Here is a 19681-nt window from a genome sequence, read left to right as displayed (position 1 = left end):
GAATAAGATAAGTTTTCTTTAGTGGGAAGTAAAATCCCGCATGCGTTCAATCGGTAAAATTACGCCAGATCTCCTGAATATCTTCCATCAGAAAGCCCCGGTAGAGCAAAAAGCGCTGGATTTTAACCTTTTCCGAAAATTCACGCGGCAGCGGCTCGCCGTACTTTCGTACCGCCTGCTCACGCGCCAGTTCGCACCAGTCGATGTCACTTTCACGCATGGCTTTTTCAATGGCTTCACGGGCAACGCCTTTCTGGTTCAGCTCCTGGCGGATACGCGCCGGGCCGTAGCCTTTGCGGCCACGGCTGGCGAGAAAGCGTGAGGCAAAACGGCCGTCATCAAGATATTGATGCTCGTAGCACCAGGCAATCACGCGGTCGTAATCTTCCGCGGTGGCATCAATCGCTTCCGGCCCGTTTTTGCTCATAACGGGCGCTGACAGTTTCCGCCGCAGCTCCTGCTCACTATGGTCGCGCACGGCGAGAATACGCACAGCCCGGTCCAGCAGGCGCGAGTAGGCGGGTCGGCGCGATGTTGGTTCACTCATAAAAAACCTGTCGATTCAGAAATGCAAAAAGGGCCGCATCAGCAGCCCTTCATTTTTATCCGAGAGGATTAAAAGTCTTCGTTGGTTTCTTCAGCATCCGCGCCGTCAACCACGAAATCAGGTTTAGAGTCCTGGTTGTTCAGCAGAAGCTCACGCACCTTCTTCTCGATCTCTTTCGCCGCAGCCGGGTTCTCTTTCAGCCAGGAGATAGCATTCGCTTTACCCTGACCAATCTTGTCGCCGTTGTAGCTGTACCATGCGCCCGCTTTTTCAATCAGCTTCTCTTTCACGCCCAGGTCAACCAGCTCGCCGAGGAAGTTGATGCCTTCGCCGTAGAGGATCTGGAACTCAGCCTGTTTGAACGGTGCTGCGATTTTGTTCTTCACAACCTTCACGCGGGTTTCGCTACCCACCACGTTCTCGCCCTCTTTCACCGCGCCGATACGGCGGATATCCAGACGGACAGAGGCGTAGAATTTCAGTGCGTTACCACCGGTGGTGGTTTCCGGGTTACCGAACATTACACCAATTTTCATACGGATCTGGTTGATGAAGATCAGCAGCGTATTGGACTGCTTCAGGTTACCCGCCAGCTTACGCATCGCCTGGCTCATCATACGTGCCGCGAGGCCCATGTGAGAGTCACCGATTTCACCTTCGATTTCCGCTTTTGGCGTCAGCGCAGCAACGGAGTCGACGATGATCACGTCAACCGCACCTGAGCGCGCCAGCGCGTCACAAATTTCCAGTGCCTGCTCGCCGGTGTCTGGCTGAGAACACAGCAGGTTGTCAATATCAACGCCCAGTTTACGGGCATAGACTGGGTCCAGCGCGTGCTCGGCATCGATAAACGCACAGGTTTTACCTTCACGCTGTGCCGCCGCAACGACCTGCAGCGTCAGGGTCGTTTTACCTGAGGATTCCGGACCGTAGATTTCTACGATACGGCCCATCGGCAAACCGCCAGCGCCCAGTGCGATATCAAGAGAAAGCGAACCGGTGGAGATGGTTTCCACATCCATGGAACGGTCTTCACCCAGGCGCATGATGGAGCCTTTACCGAATTGCTTTTCGATCTGGCCCAGTGCTGCCGCCAACGCTTTCTGTTTGTTTTCGTCGATAGCCATTATTACTCCTGTCATGCCGGGAGAAGCAACTGCGCTTCACCATGGACTTCTGTTCTGTTGAGGCAATTATACTGTATAGTCATACAGTATCAAGTCTTTTGTAGAAAATGTTGCCAGAGCGTTTTTAAAGCATAAACGGTGGCCTGACGACGCACGCTTTCGCGGTCGCCGCTGAAGCATTCCCGGCGGGTGATCCCTTCACCTTGAGAGGTGGCAAAGCCAAACCAGACGGTGCCGACAGGCTTCACGTCGCTGCCGCCGTCTGGCCCCGCGATGCCGCTGATGGAAACCGCGTAATCTGCCCGCGCCGCTTTGAGCGCACCGATAGCCATCTCGATCACCACCGGCTCGCTGACCGCGCCATGCTGTTCAAGCGTGGCTTCACGCACGCCGATCATCTGCGCTTTAGCCTCGTTACTGTAGGTTACAAACCCGCGTTCAAACCAGGCGGAACTGCCGGCAATATCGGTAATCGCCTTCGCCACCCAGCCGCCGGTGCAGGATTCTGCGGTGGTGATGGTCGCGCCACGCTGCTTCAGCGCCAGCCCTACCACTTCGCTAAGCTGCATCAATTCATGGTCAGTCATTATCGCTCCAGGCCGTAGAAAACATGCAGCACAAGATAGCACTTTCTCGTCAGATATGGGGACGCGCTTCAGGTTTTACGAGGGGGCTTCAGAAAATAGCCGGTGCGGGCGCACCGGCTGCGGAGAAGGCCATTACTGACTGAACGGTGACGCCGCCGGCACACGCGCCTGCGATACCGCCAGGCCCAGCTGCCACACGGCCATCGCATAGTGCGTGCTGTGGTTGTAGCGGGTGATGGTGTAGAAGTTCGGCAGGCCGAACCAGTACTGATAACCGGTCCCCACGTCCAGACGCAGCAGGCTCACCTGGTCAACGTTACCCAGCGGCTGCGTCGGCGTTAGGCCTGCCGCTGCCAGCTGCGCAACGCTGTATTTGGTTTTGAATCCGTTTGCCAGACCAAACGCCTCGCCGTTGGCCTGCACCGCCACCTGGCCGCCCGGCGTCCAGCCGTGTGCTTTGAAGTAGTTAGCCACGCTGCCGATGGCATCCTCAGGATCCCACAGGTTAATGTGTCCATCGCCGTTAAAATCAACCGCGTACTGCTTATAGGAAGACGGCATAAACTGGCCGTAGCCCATGGCACCGGCGAACGAGCCTTTCAGATCCAGCGGATCGTCCTGTTCGTCTCGCGCCATCAGCAGGAACGTTTCTAGTTCAGACGAGAAATACTCGGCGCGGCGCGGGTAATTGAAGGAGAGCGTCGCCAGCGCATCAAGAATGCGGGTTTTGCCCATCACGCGTCCCCAGCGGGTTTCCACGCCGATGATCCCGACAATGATTTCCGGCGGCACGCCGTAGACCTGCCACGCGCGGTTGAGCGCATCTTCATACTGGTTCCAGAACGCCACGCCATTCTGCACGTTGTCCGGGGTAATAAACTGTTTACGGTAGCGCAGCCACGCGCCGTTTGGCCCGGTCGGCACCTGGGCCGTCGGTGCCTGGCGGTCCATCAGGCGCAGCACGTAGTCCAGACGCTTCGCCTGGGACAAAATGGCATGCAGCTGCTGGCGGTCAAAACCGTGCTTGCTCACCATTTTATCGATGAACTGTTCGGCCGCAGGGTTATTCGCGAAGTCGCCGCCCATCTGCATCATATTGTGCTGTGGCTCCAGCAGGAACCCGCCAGAAGGCGCGCCCGCCGTTTGCTGAGCGGCTTCGGTCTTAGGTTTGCTACTACAGGCAGACAGGAGAATAAGCGCAGGCAACAGCGCTGCATAACGACGCTTGAACATGTGGCATCCATTTAACGAGTCCGGTAAGAACCCAGTATGGTAAAGCATCCCCGACTCCTCAAGGAAGCGGTACGCACCTTCCCAACGTAAATCAGCGCTTTTTTCTGCCGAAAACAATTCACCGCATCAATAAACTTTCAAAATAATCTATTTTTCTTTCATTGTGAGATCTAAATAACACTTTAAAATCTTTCAAAGTGATTATTATTAGCCCCAGTTATACAAAACAAAAAAGCCTTACAGGAGAGAAGAATGATAGAAACCATCACCCACGGTGCCGAGTGGTTCATCGGGCTGTTCCAGAAAGGGGGCGAAGTGTTCACCGGCATGGTGACCGGGATCCTGCCCCTGTTGATCAGCCTGCTGGTGATCATGAACGCGCTGATTAACTTTATCGGCCAGCAGCGCATTGAACGCTTCGCCCAGCGCTGTGCCGGAAACCCGCTGTCCCGCTACCTGATACTGCCCTTCATCGGCACCTTTGTTTTCTGCAACCCGATGACCTTAAGCCTTGGCCGCTTTATGCCGGAGAAGTACAAGCCGAGCTACTACGCCGCCGCCTCCTACAGCTGCCATTCCATGAACGGCCTGTTTCCGCACATTAACCCCGGCGAGCTGTTTGTTTACCTCGGGATCGCCAGCGGCCTCACCACCCTTGGCCTGCCGCTCGGCCCGCTGGCGGTGAGCTACCTGCTGGTTGGCCTGGTGACTAACTTCTTCCGCGGCTGGGTAACGGACCTGACCACCACCCTTTTCGAGAGAAAAATGGGCATCCAGCTTGAACAAAAAGTTCACCTTTCAGGAGCGACAGCATGAACCGGATCCGCATTGAGAAAGGCACGGGCGGCTGGGGCGGCCCGCTGGAGTTCGACGCCGCCGCAGGCAAAAAGATCGTCTACATTACCGCGGGCACGCGCCCGGCGATCGTTGACAGGCTGCGCGAGCTCACCGGCTGGGAAGCGGTCGACGGCTTCAGGGAGGGCGAGCCGCCGGAAGCGGAAATCGGCGTGGCGGTCATCGACTGCGGCGGCACCCTGCGCTGCGGCATCTACCCAAAGCGCCGCATTCCTACGGTGAATATTCACTCCACCGGAAAATCGGGCCCGCTGGCGCAGTACATCCTTGAAGATATTTATGTCTCGGGCGTGAAGGAGGAAAACATCACTCTGGTGAATGGCACTCCCGCGCCGCAAAAAGCGGCACCGCGCGAGTACGACACCAGCAAGAAGATCACCGAGCAGAGCGACGGCCTGCTGGCGAAGGTCGGGATGGGGATGGGGTCCGCCGTGGCGGTGCTGTTCCAGTCCGGGCGCGACACCATCGACACGGTGCTGAAAACCATTCTGCCGTTTATGGCCTTCGTCTCGGCGCTGATCGGCATCATCATGGCGTCCGGCCTGGGGGACTGGATTGCCCACGGCCTTGCCCCGCTCGCCAGCCACCCGCTCGGGCTGGTGACGCTGGCGCTGATCTGCTCCTTCCCGCTGCTGTCGCCGTTTCTTGGCCCGGGCGCGGTGATTGCCCAGGTCATCGGCGTGCTGATTGGCGTGCAGATTGGCCTGGGCAACATTCCCCCGCACCTCGCCCTGCCCGCCCTGTTTGCCATTAACGCCCAGGCGGCGTGCGACTTTATCCCCGTCGGGCTGTCGCTGGCCGAAGCGCGTCAGGAGACCGTGCGCGTGGGCGTGCCGTCCGTGCTGGTTAGCCGCTTCCTGACGGGCGCGCCGACGGTGCTGATTGCCTGGTTTGTCTCCGGCTTTATTTATCAATAAGAGGTTCCTGCGATGACCGTTATTTACCAGACCACGATTACCCGCATCGGCCAGAGCGCAGCGGATGCGCTCAGCGACCAGATGCTGATCACCTTCCGCGAAGGGGCACCGGCGGATATCGAAGAGTTTTGTTTTATCCACTGCCACGGCGAGCTGAACGGCGAGCTGAAGGCAGGAAGTCAGCTTGAACTGGGCGAGGCGCGCTATGCCGTGACCGCCGTCGGCGACGTGGCCGAGCAGAACCTGCGCGAGCTGGGCCACATCACCCTGCGCTTCGACGGCCAGCCGCAGGCGGAATATCCCGGCACGGTGCACGTTGATGGCCCGGTTCCGCAGGCTGTTACCCCAGGCTGCACGTTAAAATTTGTTGCGTAATTAAGGAGAGTCACATGAGTCAGGTTGCCGTTGTCATTGGTGGGGGACAAACCTTAGGCGAGTTCCTCTGCCGTGGGCTTGCCGCTGAGGGTTACCGCGTGGCGGTAGTGGATATTCAGAGTGAAAAAGCCGCCCGCGTGGCGGACGCCATCAACACCGAGTATGGCGAAGGGATGGCGTACGGGTTTGGCGCAGACGCCACCAGCGAGCAGAGCGTGATGGCCCTCGCCCGCGGCGTGGACGAGATTTTTGGCCGTACCGACCTGCTGGTCTACAGTGCGGGGATAGCGAAAGCGGCGTTCATCAGCGATTTCGAGCTGGGGGACTTTGACCGCTCGCTGCAGGTGAATCTGGTGGGCTATTTCCTCTGCGCCCGCGAGTTTTCCCGCCTGATGATCCGCGACGGCATTCAGGGGCGCATCATTCAGATCAACTCGAAATCCGGGAAAGTGGGCAGCAAGCATAACTCCGGCTACAGCGCGGCGAAGTTTGGCGGCGTGGGGCTGACGCAGTCCCTGGCGCTGGATCTGGCCGAATACGGGATTACCGTTCACTCGCTGATGCTGGGCAACCTGCTGAAGTCGCCGATGTTCCAGTCCCTGCTGCCGCAGTACGCCACCAAGCTCGGAATTAAAGCTGAGGAAGTGGAGCAGTACTACATCGATAAAGTGCCGCTAAAGCGCGGGTGCGACTATCAGGACGTGCTGAACATGCTGCTGTTTTACGCCAGCCCGAAGGCCTCGTACTGCACCGGGCAGTCGATTAACGTCACCGGCGGGCAGGTGATGTTCTGATCGAGCGGTTTGTTTTCCCCTCACCCCGGCCCTCTCCCCATAGGGGAGAGGGTGTGTTTTGTCCCCTCTCCCCTATGGGGAGAGGGTTAGGGTGAGGGGTGAGGAAAAATAAGGAACTAATATGGTAACCGCATTAATCACCGTCGCCGCCCTCGCCTGGCTCTGCCAGATGGCGTTTGGCGGCTGGCAAATTCATCAGTTTAACCGCGCGTTTGACGCCCTGTGTCAGAAGGGCCGCGTGGGCGTCGGGCGCTCCGGCGGCCGCTTCAAACCGCGCGTGGTGGTTGCCGTTGCGCTGGATGAACACGATCGGGTGTGCGACTCCCTCATCATGCGCGGCATGACGGTGTTTGCCCGTCCGGCGAAAATTCAGGCAATCAACGGTATCGCTCTGCATGAATTACAACCTGATGTGATCTTTCCCCATGATTCGCTCTGTCAGAATGCACTATCATTAGCGCTTAATCTGAAACATGGATAATTTCGTTGTGAAAGTTACAGACTTGCGAAATTATCATTTCGCAACGTAAGGAACGAAGCGCCTATGAAACCTCGTCAGCGGCAGGCGGCCATTATTGAGCATCTGCAAAAGCAGGGAAAGTGCTCGGTAGAAGAGCTGGCCCACTACTTTGACACCACCGGCACGACAATACGCAAGGATCTGGTGTTGCTCGAAAACTCCGGCGCCGTCATTCGTACCTACGGCGGCGTGGTGCTTAACAAGGATGAAGCCGACCCGCCTATCGATCACAAAACGCTGATTAACACCCACCAGAAGGCGCTGATTGCCGAAGCGGCGGTGAAATTCATTCACGACGGTGATTCCATCATCCTCGACGCGGGCAGCACCGTCCTGCAGATGATCCCCCTGCTCAGCCGCTTTAACAACATCACGGTGATGACCAACAGCCTGCACATCGTCAACGCCCTGTCGGAGTTCGACAGCGAGCAGACCATCCTGATGCCCGGCGGCACCTTCCGTAAGAAATCGGCGTCGTTTCACGGCCAGCTGGCGGAGAACGCCTTTGACCACTTCAGCTTCGATAAGCTGTTTATGGGCACCGACGGCATCGACCTGAACGCGGGCGTGACCACCTTCAACGAGGTGTTCAGCGTCAGCAAAGCGATGTGTAACGCCGCGCGCGAGGTCATTTTAATGGCGGACTCGTCGAAGTTTGGCCGTAAAAGCCCCAACATTGTCTGTAGTCTTGAAAGCGTCGACAAGCTGATTACCGACGCGGGTATCGACCCGGCGTTTAAAAAAGCGCTGGAAGAGAAAGGCATCGACGTGATCGTAACCGGAGAGAGAGATGAGTGATTTTCTGTTAGAAACGGGCCGCCAGACGCTGATGCTGGAGCTACAGGAGGCCAGCCGCCTGCCGGAACGTCTGGGCGAGGATTTTGTCCGCGCGGCCAACACCATTATCCACTGCGAAGGCAAAGTGATTGTGGCAGGCATTGGTAAATCCGGCCATATCGGCAAGAAGATTGCCGCCACGCTTGCCAGTACCGGCACCCCGGCATTCTTCGTTCACCCTGCCGAAGCGCTGCACGGCGATCTGGGGATGATTGAAAGCCGCGACGTGATGCTGTTTATCTCCTACTCCGGCTCGGCCAAAGAGCTGGATCTCATTATTCCACGTCTGCAGGAAAAATCGGTTGCGCTGCTGGCGATGACCGGAAAATCCCGCTCGCCGCTGGCGCTGGCCGCTAAGGCCACGCTGGATATCTCCGTTGAGCGCGAGGCCTGCCCGATGCATCTGGCACCGACCTCCAGCACCGTCAACACGCTGATGATGGGCGATGCGCTGGCGATGGCGGTGATGCAGGCGCGCGGCTTTAATGAAGAAGACTTTGCCCGTTCGCATCCGGCCGGGGCGCTTGGGGCACGCCTGCTCAACAAGGTTCACCACCTGATGCGCACGGACGATGCCATTCCGCAGGTTAAACTCGACACCAGCGTGATGGACGCGATGCTGGAGCTGAGCCGCACCGGGCTGGGGCTGGTTGCGGTGTGCGATAACGACAGCCTGGTGAAGGGGGTATTCACCGACGGCGACCTGCGTCGCTGGCTGGTGGGCGGCGGCGGTCTTGAGGCGCTGGTCTCAGAGGCGATGACCAGAGGCGGGCTGACGCTGAATGCCGACAGCCGCGCCATTGAAGCCAAAGAGGTGCTGATGAAGCGCAAAATCACCGCCGCGCCGGTAGTGGACGAGCACGGCAGGCTGTGCGGCGCCATCAACCTGCAGGATTTCTACCAGGCGGGGATTATTTAACCCTTCAGCCCAAGACGTTTCGCCAGCCGGTGAAGGTTGGCGACGTCCATCTCCAGCGCCCGCGCGCACGCCGCCCAGCTGCGGTTATTCTGCTCCAGCGCGCGGGTAATCATCTGACGCTGAAATGCTTCCGTCGCCTCGCGCAGGTTTTCGCTGGCGCTTTCAGGTGCAGCCGGCTTCACGATCGGCGCACTTTCCTCATGCAGGGCAAAATGCCGCGCATGAATAACCACCTCATCCCCCGAACGCGTCGCCCGCGCCAGCACGACCGCACGGTGAATCGCATGTTCCAGCTCGCGCACGTTGCCCGGCCAGCCGTAGCTCAGCAGGTGCGACCTCGCGCCGGGGCTGAGCACCACCCGGGAAAGCCCCATTTTGAGCCGACACTGCTCGCAGAAAAAGCCCGCCAGCAGCACCACGTCGTCGCCCCGCTCGCGCAGCGGCGGCACGGAGAGCGGAAACACGCTCAGGCGGTGGAACAGGTCAGCGCGGAAATTGCCCGCCAGCACCTCCTCGCGCAGATCCCGGTTGGTCGCTGCCAGCACGCGCACGTCCACCCGAAGGCTGCGGTCATCGCCCACGCGCTGGATGTCGCCGTACTGCAACACCCGCAGCAGCTTGGCCTGTAGCGAAAGGGAGAGTTCGCCAATTTCGTCCAGGAACAGCGTGCCGTTATCGGCCATTTCAAACTTGCCGCTGCGGTTGCTGATCGCCCCGGTAAATGCCCCTTTGACGTGGCCGAACAGCTCGCTCTCCGCCACGCTTTCAGGCAGGGCCGCGCAGTTGAGGTACACCAGCGGGTTCACCGCCCGCGGCGAAGCCTCATGGATGGCTTTCGCCACCAGCTCTTTACCGGTACCGGTTTCCCCGAAGATCAGCACGTTCAGGTCGGACGCGGCGACTATCTCAATCTCTTTTTTTAGCTGCTCCATGCCCGGCGAAAGGCCGATCATCTCCGTGTGCGCCACCTCGCCGAACGCCGTCGGGCTGCCGGGAAGAATATTCTGGCTCTCCAGCTGCTCTATCAGCAGGGCGTTGTTCAGCGCACCGGCCGCCAGCGCGGCAATGAGGCGCAGCTCTTCGTCGCTGAACGTATCAAACTGGTCCGGCGACATGCCGTCGAGGGTGAGCGCGCCAATCAGGTTCTGCCCGGCGAAAAGCGGCAGGCCGATGCAGGCGTGCACCTTCAGGCTCTCCTGTCCGGGAATAAGCCCGTCGTACGGGTCGGGCAGATCGCTGTCCGCCGGAAACCGCACGACGTCACCCGCGCGGGCGATGGTCTCCAGACGCGGATGGCCTTCCAGCGTAAAGCGTCGCCCGAGCACGTCCTGCGCCAGCCCGTCGATAGCCAGCGGAATAAACTGCCGCCCCTCATAACGCAGCAGCGCTGATGCATCGCACGCCAGCACGTGGCGCAGCGTGGAGATCAGCCGCTGAAAGCGGTCCTGATGCCCGATACCGGTTTGCAGTTCAATGGCGATCTTCGCCAGCACGTCTACGGAAAAGCTCATGTCTGCCTCACAGTCATTTTGACAATACATAGTGTCATATTGACAGCTTTTTAGATAGTCATAATGACTAACCATTAGGGGTCATAAATTTATATTTTCATCATTATCAACAAGTTAAAAAGTTGGCACGCAACTTGATATAGGTACAGCATCTTATTTGAAAACGCTGTATTACGCTGAGGTTGCTATGTCTATTCTGGTTAAAAATAACATTCATTGGGTTGGTCAACGTGACTGGGAAGTACGTGATTTCCACGGTACGGAATATAAAACGCTGCGCGGCAGCAGCTACAACAGCTATCTCATCCGTGAAGGTAAAAACGTCCTCATCGATACCGTCGACCACAAATTCAGCCGCGAGTTCGTGCAAAACCTGCGCAGCGAAATCGACCTGAACGATATCGACTACATCATCATCAACCACGCGGAAGAGGATCACGCCGGGGCGCTGACCGAGCTGATGTCTTACATCCCGGACACCCCGATCTACTGCACCACCAACGCCATTGACTCCATCAACGGCCACCACCACCATCCGGAGTGGAACTTCCACACCGTAAAAACCGGCGACACGCTGGATATCGGCAACGGCAAACAGCTGATCTTCGTGGAAACCCCGATGCTCCACTGGCCGGACAGCATGATGACCTACATGACCGGCGACGCGGTGCTGTTCAGCAACGACGCCTTCGGCCAGCACTACTGCGACGAACGCCTGTTCAACGATGAAGTGGATCAGGCCGAGCTGTTCGAACAGTGCCAGCGCTACTACGCCAACATCCTGACGCCGTTCAGCCGCCTGGTAACGCCAAAAATCACCGAGATCCTCGGCTTCAACCTGCCGGTGGACATGATTGCCACCTCCCACGGGGTGGTGTGGCGTGAAAACCCAACCCAGATCGTTGAGCTGTACCTGAAATGGGCCGCGGATTATCAGGAAGACCGTATCACAATCTTCTACGACACCATGTCCAACAACACCCGCATGATGGCGGACGCGATTGCCCAGGGGATTAACGAAGTTGACCCGAACGTGGCGGTGAAAATCTTCAACGTGGCGCGCAGCGATAAAAACGAAATTCTGACCAACGTCTTCCGCTCTAAAGGCGTGCTGGTGGGAACCTCCACCATGAACAACGTGATGATGCCGAAAATTGCCGGCCTGGTGGAAGAGATGACCGGCCTGCGCTTCCGAAACAAACGCGCCAGCGCCTTTGGTTCTCACGGCTGGAGCGGTGGCGCGGTAGACCGTCTCTCCACCCGTTTACAGGACGCCGGTTTTGAGATGTCCATGAGCCTGAAGGCGAAATGGCGTCCGGATCTCGACGCGCTTGAAGTCTGCCGTCAGCATGGCCGCGACATTGCACGCCAGTGGGCGCTCGTACCGCTTCCTGAGGTTGCAGCCCAGCCCGCCGAACAGCCGCAAGCCTGTGCCGGGGCAGCCAGCGCCGATCTCGGCCCACGCATGCAGTGCAGCGTCTGCCAGTGGATTTACGATCCTGAACTGGGCGAGCCGTTGCAGGATGTCGCACCAGGTACGCCGTGGAGCGAGGTTCCGGACAACTTCCTCTGCCCTGAATGTTCCCTCGGAAAAGACGTCTTTGACGAACTGGCAACGGAGGCAAAATGAGCAACGGTATCGTCATCATCGGCTCGGGCTTTGCCGCCCGCCAGCTGGTGAAAAATATCCGCAAACAGGACGCTAGCGTGCCGCTGACGGTGATCGCCGCCGACAGCATGGACGAATACAACAAGCCCGATCTGAGCCACGTCATCAGCCAGAACCAGCGCGCCGAAGATCTCACCCGCCAGACGGCGGGGGAGTTCGCGGAACAGTATAACCTGCGTCTGTTTCCGTACACCTGGGTGACCGATATCGACGCCGACGCCCGCGTGGTGAAGGCGAAGGATAAAACCTGGCAGTACGACAGGCTGGTGCTGGCGACGGGGGCATCTGGGTTTGTGCCGCCGGTTGAGGGCCGCGAGCTGATGGTCACGCTCAACAGCCAGCAGGAGTATCAGGCCAGCGAAACCCTGCTGCGCGGTGCCGCCAGGGTGATGATTGTCGGCGGCGGGCTGATTGGCACCGAGCTTGCGATGGACTTCTGTCGGGCGGGTAAATCCGTCACCCTGGTTGACCACGCGGCCAGCATTCTGTCGGCGCTGATGCCGGCAGAAGTAAGCAGTCGCTTACAGCATCGTCTGACCGACATGGGCGTCCATCTGCTGCTGAAATCGCAGCTGCAGGGCCTGAGCAAAACCGAAGGCGGTATTCGCGCGACGCTTGACCGCAACCGCAGCGTTGAGGTGGATGTGGTTATTGCGGCGACGGGTCTGCGCCCGGAAACCGCGCTGGCGCATCGCGCCGGGGCCGAAGTAAACCGCGGCGTGAAGGTAGACAGCTACCTGCAAACCACGCAGCCGGACATTTATGCCCTGGGCGACTGCGCGGAAATTAACGGCCAGGTGCTGCCTTTCCTGCAGCCGATTCAGCTAAGCGCCATGTTCCTGGCGAAAAACCTGCTCGGGGGCAGTGCGCCGGTGAAATTACCCGCCATGCTGGTGAAGGTAAAAACGCCGGAGCTACCGCTGCATCTCGCGGGCGAAACGCAGCGTCAGGATCTGAACTGGCAGATCGCCATTGAGCCTCAGGGCATGGTGGCGCGCGGTACGGATGCTGACGGCCAGATGCGCGCCTTTGTCGTCAGCGAAGACAGAATGAAGGAGGCCTTCGCGCTGCTGAAATCGTTACCTGCCTGACCCTCTCTGCCACGCTTACTTAACCTTTGGATTATATTGTCCGCAGCCCCGATGTCCTGGGGCTTTTTTTATGGCACCAGCCTGAGTCAGGAACGCACCACCAGCGCGTCATAGCCGCGCCAGCGGTAGTTGGCCATAGAGATCAGCCAGCAGGCGACAAACAGCCCGACCACCACAAATCCGGCATCGCCAAGGTTGTCGTTTACCGCGCCAATCAGATCCCACGCGCCGCCGCTGAGGCCAAATTTGTCCATCAGCAGACCCAGCGCTTCCAGCCCGCCGATAAACAGCGCCACCACTACCGAGGTGCCGGTGATAGTCATGTTGTAGTACAGCTTGCGCTGCGGCTTGTTGAACGCCCAGCCGTACGCGCCAACCATCAGCAGGTTATCGAGCGTATCCACCAGCGCCATGCCGCTTGCGAAGAGCGCCGGGAAAATCATGATTGACCATACCGACATACCGCTGGAGGCGCTGGCGGCGGAGATCCCCAGCACGCCAATCTCGGTGGCGGTGTCGAATCCGAGGCCAAACAGGAAGCCGACCAGATACATCTGCCAGCTTTTGTTGACGAGGCGGAAGGTTTTGCCAAACAGCCAGTTCATCACGCCACCCTGCGCAGGAAGCGTGATGTCCCCCCGCACCGGCCTGCCGTTTTTCAGCGCCCGGAAACTGCGCCACACGCCGCGCAGGATCACCATATTCACCAGCGCCATCGCCAGCAGGAAGGTGGCGGATACGGCCGTGCCAATCAGGCTGCCGGTTTCGTGAAGCCAGGCCATATTCTTCTGAAACGCCGTGGCGGTGGCGGCAATAGCGATAGACGCCAGCACCACGATGGTGGAATGTCCGAGGGAAAACCACGCGCCCACCCCGGACGGGCGTTTGCCCTGCTGCATCATCTTACGCGTCACGGTATCAATGGCCGCGATGTGGTCAGCATCCACCGCATGGCGCAGCCCGTAACACCAGGCCAGCAGGCTGGCGGCCATCAGCGCCGTACTGCCGCTAAAGGTGCGCCACGCCAGCCCCCATGCCAGCAGATTAGCCATTACCAGAGCCAGCAGCAGGCACGCTGCGCGCGGTTCATTGCGTAGAAGTCGTAACATTTTAAGTCCTTTGTGAACATGACCGGGCGGCAGCAACCACCGCCTGCCCGAAGGCAATCGCGCCGTCACCTGCGGGCAGGCGCGAAGGAAACAGAAGCGTGAAATCAGAAAGGTAATAGCGAAAGCGCGCGCGAAGCAGACGGTTGTGCAGGACGCCCCCGCTGAAGCACACCGCTGAGAGGGAGAGACGGCGGGCATGCGTTGCCGCCAGCTTGCTCAGCCCTTTTGCCAGCGCGTCGTGAAAGGCCCACGCGCGCTCGCAGGGTTCCGCCCGCCAGGCCAGCCACTGCTGCCAGAAACCGGCAAGGTTATCCGCTTCCAGCGTCACCGGATGGTCGACGCCCGCGCACCGGGCGGCCAGCGCCTCCAGCCTGCATGCCGCTTCACCTTCATAGCGCTGTGCGTTTATGCCCAGCGCGCAGGCGACCGCGTCAAACAGGCGACCGCAGGACGACGCCAGCGGCGCGTTGATACCGCGCGTCACGGCCGTTGCCAGCAGCGGCCAGTTCTCACGCTGTACGGCACCGGTTTCCGGGTACTGCTGCCAGTCGGGCACGAACGCCAGGCAGTGGGCGAGTAAATTGCGCCACGGCTGTTTCGCTGCCAGATCGCCGCCCGGCAGCGCGACGGCGGGCAGGCCGCCGAGCCGTTCGCAGTCGAGATAGTTCACCCGCAGGCACTCGCCGCCCCACAGCGCGCCGCTCTCGCCCATGCCGATCCCGTCCAGCGTCAGGGCGATAACGTCCCCGCCGTCAAGCGGCCAGTTATTTTCCGCCATGCACGCCGCGGCGTGGGCGTGATGATGCAGCACGGTTTCAACGGGCAGCGCCTGCTCCTGCGCCCACCGGCGGGCGCGATACCCCGGGTGCGCATCGCACACCACGCGCTCCGGCTGAAAAGCGTAGATTTTTTGCATCAGCGACAGCGCCGTGCGCCACTGGGCGTCGACGCCGTCGTCGCTGAGGTTGCCAAAATGCTGGCTCAGCACCGCGCGATCCCCGCGCACCAGGCAGAAGGTATTTTTCATGTCCGCACCGGTGCAAAGCATGGCAGGGCTCTCGCTGAACCCGGCGGGAAGCGTGATGGCATCCGGCACAAACCCGCGCGCGCGGCGCAGGACTGCGCCCTCCCGATCCATCACCGAATCATCCATCCGCTGCAGAATGTCGCGGTTGTGCAGCAGAACGCCGTCGGCAATATCGCCGAGCGCCTCCAGCGCCTGGCGGTTGGTGATGGCGGGCGGACGGCCGCTGAGGTTAGCGGAGGTCATCACCAGCGGGCGCCCGCAGTCCATCATCAGCAAATGCTGAAGCGGGTTCGCGGGCAGCATCACGCCGATCGTATCCAGCCCCGGCGCAATCTCCTCCGGAAACGCGGGAAGGCAGGCTTTTGGCGTCAACACGATCGGCGCAGCGGCCGAGCGTAACAGCGTCCGTATCGCCTCCGGCAGGCCATCCGCATCGGGGATCATCACCGCCAGCGGCTTCGCCGGGCGCTGCTTGCGTGCCCGCAAGGTCATTATCGCCCTGGGGTTAAGCGCGTCGCAGGCCAGGTGAAACCCACCCAGCCCTTTAACCGCCACGATGCCGCCGTTTTTCAGCCTCTCCACCGCCGCGCTTAACGCCGGTTCGCGGGTGGCAATAGCGTCACCGGCTCGCCACTCCAGCTGCGGCCCACAGTCCGGGCAGGCCACCGGCTGGGCGTGAAAGCGGCGATCGGCCGGGCTGCGGTACTCCGCTTCACACGGCGCGCACAGCGGAAAGCCCGCCATCGCGGTCGCCGGACGGTCATAGGGCATCGCGCTAATGATGGTGTAACGCGGGCCGCAGTGGGTGCAGTTGATAAACGGGTAGCGATAGCGGCGCTCGCGGCGGTCGCGCATCTCCGCCAGGCAGGCGGGACAGGTAGCGGCATCCGGGACGATTTGCGTGTCCATCGTCCCGCCTTCGCTGTGGCGAATGACGAACGAAACCGGCTCCGCTGCCCAGATGAACGGCTGCACGTCGATGCAATCGATGCGGGCCAGCGGTGGGCAGTCCTGGCGCAGCCTCGCGGTAAAGTCACCCCCACTACCCGCGAGACGCACCAGGACACCCTCTCCGTCGTTGCACACGTCGCCTGCCAGCTTCAGCCGGTGCGCCAGCTGCCAGACGAAGGGGCGAAACCCCACGCCCTGCACTTTGCCGCGCACCCGAAGCTGAACGCCGTTAACGCTCATTGCGGCTTAAAACAGCAGCGATGACGAAGTGTCGAAGGCCGCGCGGCGGCGTTTTTCGGCACTCATCTGTTCGAGCTTGTCGCGATCCACGCACACCAGCGCGTGCGTCGGGCAGGCTTCCATACATGCCGGACCGGCGTCGCGGTGATAGCACAGGTCACATTTATTGGCTTCGGCTTTCTCCGCGCGCACGCTCAGCCCGATACCGCTGTTGCGCACCACCGGGCGGACCACCACCTCCATCGCGCCATACGGACACGCCACCACGCAGGTTTTGCACCCGATGCAGCGCTCCTGCATCACGTGCACAAAGCCTTTTTCACGCTTAATTGCCCCGTTCGGACAGACGTTAGCGCAGGGCGCATCTTCACACTGACGGCAAATGGCGGCGGTTGAAATATTCACGCCCTTAATAACGTGAATACGCGGCAGGAACGTGTCGGGGGTCAGAGCGGCGCAGTCCTGCTCTGCCTGATGGGACACCACGCACGCAACCTCACAGGTGCGGCAACCAATGCATTTACTGGCATCGGCCATAATAAAACGGTTCATCTGCTTCTCCGGCATAACGGTTATGCGCGGAGTTATTCATAAAGCGTGCCAGTTTTTAATTCATTGATTTTAAAGCAAAATAAAAGCAAGGCGTGCTGTCATCGTCATTAGTGACGATGACAGATGTCGACGTCAGCGGTGCGGGCCGGCAATAACGGAGTCGCGCAGGATAAGCTCGCCGGAGAAGGTTTGCTGGTATTTAAACTCACCGCCGTCGAGCATGAAAATCAGGCGGCTGATGGTCTCCTGAATCATCTCCGTCACCGGAATACGCACGCTGGAGAGGGACGGCACGATATAGGGCGCGATGGCCACGTCGTCAAAGCCGATGACGGACACCGCGCCCGGCGTGGCGACGCCGCTCTTGTGCAGCTGGCTGATAGCGCCAATCGCCATATCGTCGTTGCTCGCCACCAGCGCGGTAAACGGTTCGCCGCGGGTAAGCAACGCCGTGACCGCCGCCGCGCCGCTGGCCGGATTCCACTTTCCTTCGGCGATCAGCTCGTCACGCAGGGCAATGCCGTGCTGCGCCAGCGCGTCCTTATAGCCGGAAAGACGCTCAACCCCGGTGGGGGAATCCAGTGAACCGGTGATAAACGCAATCTCCCGGTGCCCTTGCGCAATCAGCTTTGATACCGCGTCCTGACACGAGGCCTTATGATCGGACCAGACGCTGTGGCTGCTGTTTTTACGTAAACGGCGGTTGAGCACCACGATCGGCTGCTCGCATTTGTCGACGATCTCGTCCAGCTCGTCCACGCTCAGAAAACGCGGGTAGATAATCACCGCATCACAGCGCATATCCAGCAGATACTGGATCGCCTCGCGCTCCTCTTCGGCGCTGTGCTTGCCATCGGCCAGTATCAGCTGGCGGCCCTTTTCCTCCGTCATGCGCGCGGCGTGGAACAGCAGCTCGCTAAAGTAGACGCCGTGATAAAGGGTGTTCGTCACCACCAGCCCCAGGGTCCGGGTACGTTTGGTCGCCAGGTTTCGCGCCAGCAAATTAGGGCGATAGCCGCTCTCTTCGATTGCCTGAAATACCCGGTCTTTGGTCTCCTGGCTAACGTAGCCGTTACCCGACAACACCCGGGAGACCGTCGCTTTCGAAACGCCTGCCCGCTTCGCCACTTCCAGCATCGTGGTCATATTGTTATTCCATGTGAAACTGATGAGCCGCAGTGTACTGCACCGCGGAAAAATTGTCGCAGCGGCGTTGTCACGCTTCCGACACCCCATTGCGATCTGCATCACGAAACAAAAAAATGTACAAAAAGCGATCTTGTTTCATTCATAGAAACTAATGATGATTATGTGAAACCGGTTTCCTACATTTCTCACAACGATAACAGGATCACATCCGATGGCAAAAAATTACGCTGCGCTGGCGAACGAGGTGGTTAGCGCGCTTGGCGGCAAAGACAACATCGTCGCCGTCACCCACTGCATGACGCGCCTGCGCTTCGTTCTGAAGGACGAAAGCCTCACCGACGCCCCGCGCCTGAAAAGCATCAGCGGCGTGCTCGGCGTGGTGCGCAACGACAACCAGTGCCAGGTGATTATTGGCAACACCGTCTCCCAGGCGTACCGCGAAGTGGTCAACCTGCTGCCGGCTAACCTGCAGCCAGCCGTACCGGAAGGTCCACAGAAGCTGACCCTGCGGCGGATTGGCGCCGGGATCCTCGATGCGCTGATCGGCACCATGTCCCCGCTGATCCCGGCGATCATCGGCGGGTCGATGGTCAAGCTGCTGGCGATGATCCTCGAGATGACCGGCGTGCTGGGTAAAGGCGATCCGACGCTGACGATCCTGACCGTTATCGGCGACGGCGCGTTCTTCTTCCTGCCGCTGATGGTGGCGGCGTCCGCGGCGGTGAAGTTCAAAACCAACATGTCGCTGGCCATTGCCATCGCGGGCGTGCTGGTTCACCCGAGCTTTATCGAGCTGATGGCGAAGGCCGCGCAGGGCGAGCACGTTGAGTTCGCGCTGATTCCGGTGACGGCGGTGAAGTACACCTACACGGTGATCCCGGCGCTGGTCATGACCTGGTGCCTGTCGTATATCGAGCGCTGGGTGGATCGTATTACCCCGGCGGTAACCAAAAACTTCCTGAAGCCGATGCTGATCGTGCTGATTGCCGCCCCGCTCGCCATCGTGCTGATTGGCCCGCTAGGGATCTGGATTGGCAGCGCCATCTCCGCGCTGGTTTACACCATTCACGGCTATCTGGGCTGGCTCTCCGTTGCCATTATGGGCGCGCTCTGGCCGCTGCTGGTAATGACCGGTATGCACCGCGTCTTTACGCCAACCATCATCCAGACCATTGCCGAAACGGGTAAAGAAGGGATGGTGATGCCGTCGGAAATCGGCGCTAACCTGTCCCTCGGCGGCTCGTCGCTGGCGGTGGCGTGGAAAACCAAAAACCCGGAGCTGCGCCAGACGGCGCTGGCGGCGGCGGCCTCCGCCATCATGGCGGGGATCTCTGAACCGGCCCTCTACGGCGTGGCGGTACGCCTGAAGCGTCCGCTGATTGCGAGCCTGATCAGCGGCTTTATCTGCGGCGCGGTGGCCGGCATGGCCGGTCTTGCCAGCCACTCGATGGCGGCACCGGGGCTGTTCACCAGCGTGCAGTTCTTCGACCCGGCTAACCCGATGACCATCGTCTGGGTGTTCGGCGTGATGGGGCTGGCAGTAGTGCTGTCGTTTGTTCTGACCCTGCTCTTAGGGTTTGAGGATATTCCGGTAGAAGACGAAGCCGAAAAAGCGCGCGCCCTGCAAACCGCACCGGTTCAGAACAAAGCAGCAGAAGCATAAATTGAAAG

Annotated in this window: 19 protein-coding genes; 10 read left to right on the top strand and 9 right to left on the bottom strand. The window is 59.9% G+C overall.

The genetic code is table 11. The features are described 5' to 3' along the window. Positions 1–46: 46 nt before the first annotated feature. The 4 genes from recX to mltB form a co-directional block, all read right to left on the bottom strand. A complete protein-coding gene (recX, locus tag MOQ06_RS03850) occupies positions 47–547 on the bottom strand; it encodes a recombination regulator RecX (RefSeq protein ID WP_176609646.1) in 501 nt (166 codons plus the stop codon). Between the two features lie 68 nt (positions 548–615). Then, positions 616–1674, bottom strand: a complete 1059-nt coding sequence (recA, locus tag MOQ06_RS03845) for a recombinase RecA (RefSeq protein ID WP_176609645.1) — start codon at positions 1672–1674, stop codon at positions 616–618. A gap of 89 nt (positions 1675–1763) precedes the next feature. Beyond that, positions 1764–2261 carry a nicotinamide-nucleotide amidase gene (gene pncC / locus MOQ06_RS03840; protein ID WP_148421345.1) on the bottom strand — a complete coding sequence of 166 codons (498 nt, stop codon included), beginning with the start codon at positions 2259–2261 and terminating at the stop codon, positions 1764–1766. Positions 2262–2393: 132 nt separating this feature from the next. Then, positions 2394–3494, bottom strand: coding sequence for a lytic murein transglycosylase B (mltB, locus tag MOQ06_RS03835; protein WP_176609643.1), 1101 nt, complete (start codon positions 3492–3494; stop codon positions 2394–2396). Between the two features lie 252 nt (positions 3495–3746). On the opposite strand from mltB, the gene srlA reads away from it, so the two are divergent. From srlA to gutQ, 7 genes are all read left to right on the top strand, one after another. Continuing rightward, a complete protein-coding gene (gene srlA, locus MOQ06_RS03830) occupies positions 3747–4310 on the top strand; it encodes a PTS glucitol/sorbitol transporter subunit IIC (RefSeq protein WP_148421340.1) in 564 nt (187 codons plus the stop codon). Then, a complete protein-coding gene (locus MOQ06_RS03825) occupies positions 4307–5266 on the top strand; it encodes a PTS glucitol/sorbitol transporter subunit IIB (RefSeq protein WP_148421338.1) in 960 nt (319 codons plus the stop codon). Before srlA ends, MOQ06_RS03825 begins: the two co-directional genes overlap by 4 nt. 12 nt (positions 5267–5278) lie before the next feature. Further along, the gene (srlB, locus tag MOQ06_RS03820; protein WP_148421336.1) at positions 5279–5641 is read left to right on the top strand and encodes a PTS glucitol/sorbitol transporter subunit IIA; all 363 of its coding nucleotides are present in this window, start codon (positions 5279–5281) and stop codon (positions 5639–5641) included. Between the two features lie 14 nt (positions 5642–5655). After that, positions 5656–6435, top strand: a complete 780-nt coding sequence (gene srlD / locus MOQ06_RS03815; protein WP_148421334.1) for a sorbitol-6-phosphate dehydrogenase — start codon at positions 5656–5658, stop codon at positions 6433–6435. A gap of 121 nt (positions 6436–6556) precedes the next feature. Continuing rightward, a complete protein-coding gene (gene gutM, locus MOQ06_RS03810; protein WP_148421322.1) occupies positions 6557–6916 on the top strand; it encodes a transcriptional regulator GutM in 360 nt (119 codons plus the stop codon). 63 nt (positions 6917–6979) lie between these two features. Then, complete coding sequence (locus tag MOQ06_RS03805; protein WP_242171212.1) at positions 6980–7753, top strand: DNA-binding transcriptional repressor; 774 nt, start codon at positions 6980–6982, stop codon at positions 7751–7753. Continuing rightward, complete coding sequence (gutQ, locus tag MOQ06_RS03800) at positions 7746–8711, top strand: arabinose-5-phosphate isomerase GutQ (RefSeq protein ID WP_193356060.1); 966 nt, start codon at positions 7746–7748, stop codon at positions 8709–8711. The genes MOQ06_RS03805 and gutQ overlap by 8 nt, the downstream gene beginning before the upstream one ends. Here gutQ and norR read toward each other — a convergent pair. Further along, positions 8708–10222 (bottom strand): nitric oxide reductase transcriptional regulator NorR, encoded by a 1515-nt coding sequence (norR, locus tag MOQ06_RS03795; protein ID WP_193356061.1) that lies wholly within the window; start codon positions 10220–10222, stop codon positions 8708–8710. The genes gutQ and norR overlap by 4 nt on opposite strands. Before the next feature lie 187 nt (positions 10223–10409). On the opposite strand from norR, the gene norV reads away from it, so the two are divergent. Further along, positions 10410–11852 carry an anaerobic nitric oxide reductase flavorubredoxin gene (gene norV, locus MOQ06_RS03790; RefSeq protein ID WP_242171210.1) on the top strand — a complete coding sequence of 481 codons (1443 nt, stop codon included), beginning with the start codon at positions 10410–10412 and terminating at the stop codon, positions 11850–11852. Continuing rightward, positions 11849–12982, top strand: coding sequence for an NADH:flavorubredoxin reductase NorW (gene norW, locus MOQ06_RS03785; RefSeq protein WP_242171208.1), 1134 nt, complete (start codon positions 11849–11851; stop codon positions 12980–12982). The genes norV and norW overlap by 4 nt, the downstream gene beginning before the upstream one ends. Before the next feature lie 86 nt (positions 12983–13068). Here the strand turns inward: norW and MOQ06_RS03780 are convergent, their stop codons facing one another. From MOQ06_RS03780 to MOQ06_RS03765, 4 genes are all read right to left on the bottom strand, one after another. After that, entirely contained in the window at positions 13069–14091 is a 1023-nt protein-coding gene (locus MOQ06_RS03780) for a HoxN/HupN/NixA family nickel/cobalt transporter (protein ID WP_242171206.1), read from the bottom strand. A 1-nt stretch (position 14092) separates the two neighbouring features. Further along, positions 14093–16309 (bottom strand): carbamoyltransferase HypF, encoded by a 2217-nt coding sequence (gene hypF / locus MOQ06_RS03775; protein ID WP_242171204.1) that lies wholly within the window; start codon positions 16307–16309, stop codon positions 14093–14095. Between the two features lie 6 nt (positions 16310–16315). Beyond that, positions 16316–16861, bottom strand: a complete 546-nt coding sequence (gene hydN / locus MOQ06_RS03770) for an electron transport protein HydN (RefSeq protein WP_063869411.1) — start codon at positions 16859–16861, stop codon at positions 16316–16318. A 132-nt stretch (positions 16862–16993) separates the two neighbouring features. Next, positions 16994–18007 (bottom strand): LacI family DNA-binding transcriptional regulator, encoded by a 1014-nt coding sequence (locus MOQ06_RS03765; protein WP_242171201.1) that lies wholly within the window; start codon positions 18005–18007, stop codon positions 16994–16996. A 214-nt stretch (positions 18008–18221) separates the two neighbouring features. Here MOQ06_RS03765 and ascF point away from each other — a divergent pair, with 214 nt between their 5' ends. Continuing rightward, positions 18222–19673, top strand: a complete 1452-nt coding sequence (ascF, locus tag MOQ06_RS03760; protein ID WP_193356067.1) for a PTS cellobiose/arbutin/salicin transporter subunit IIBC — start codon at positions 18222–18224, stop codon at positions 19671–19673. The last annotated feature ends 8 nt before the right edge of the window (positions 19674–19681 follow it).

The sequence above is a fragment of the Enterobacter sp. I4 genome (genome assembly GCF_022669095.1).
GTDB classification, from domain to species: domain Bacteria; phylum Pseudomonadota; class Gammaproteobacteria; order Enterobacterales; family Enterobacteriaceae; genus Enterobacter; species Enterobacter pasteurii.
This window is presented reverse-complemented; position numbering and strand designations above follow the sequence as displayed.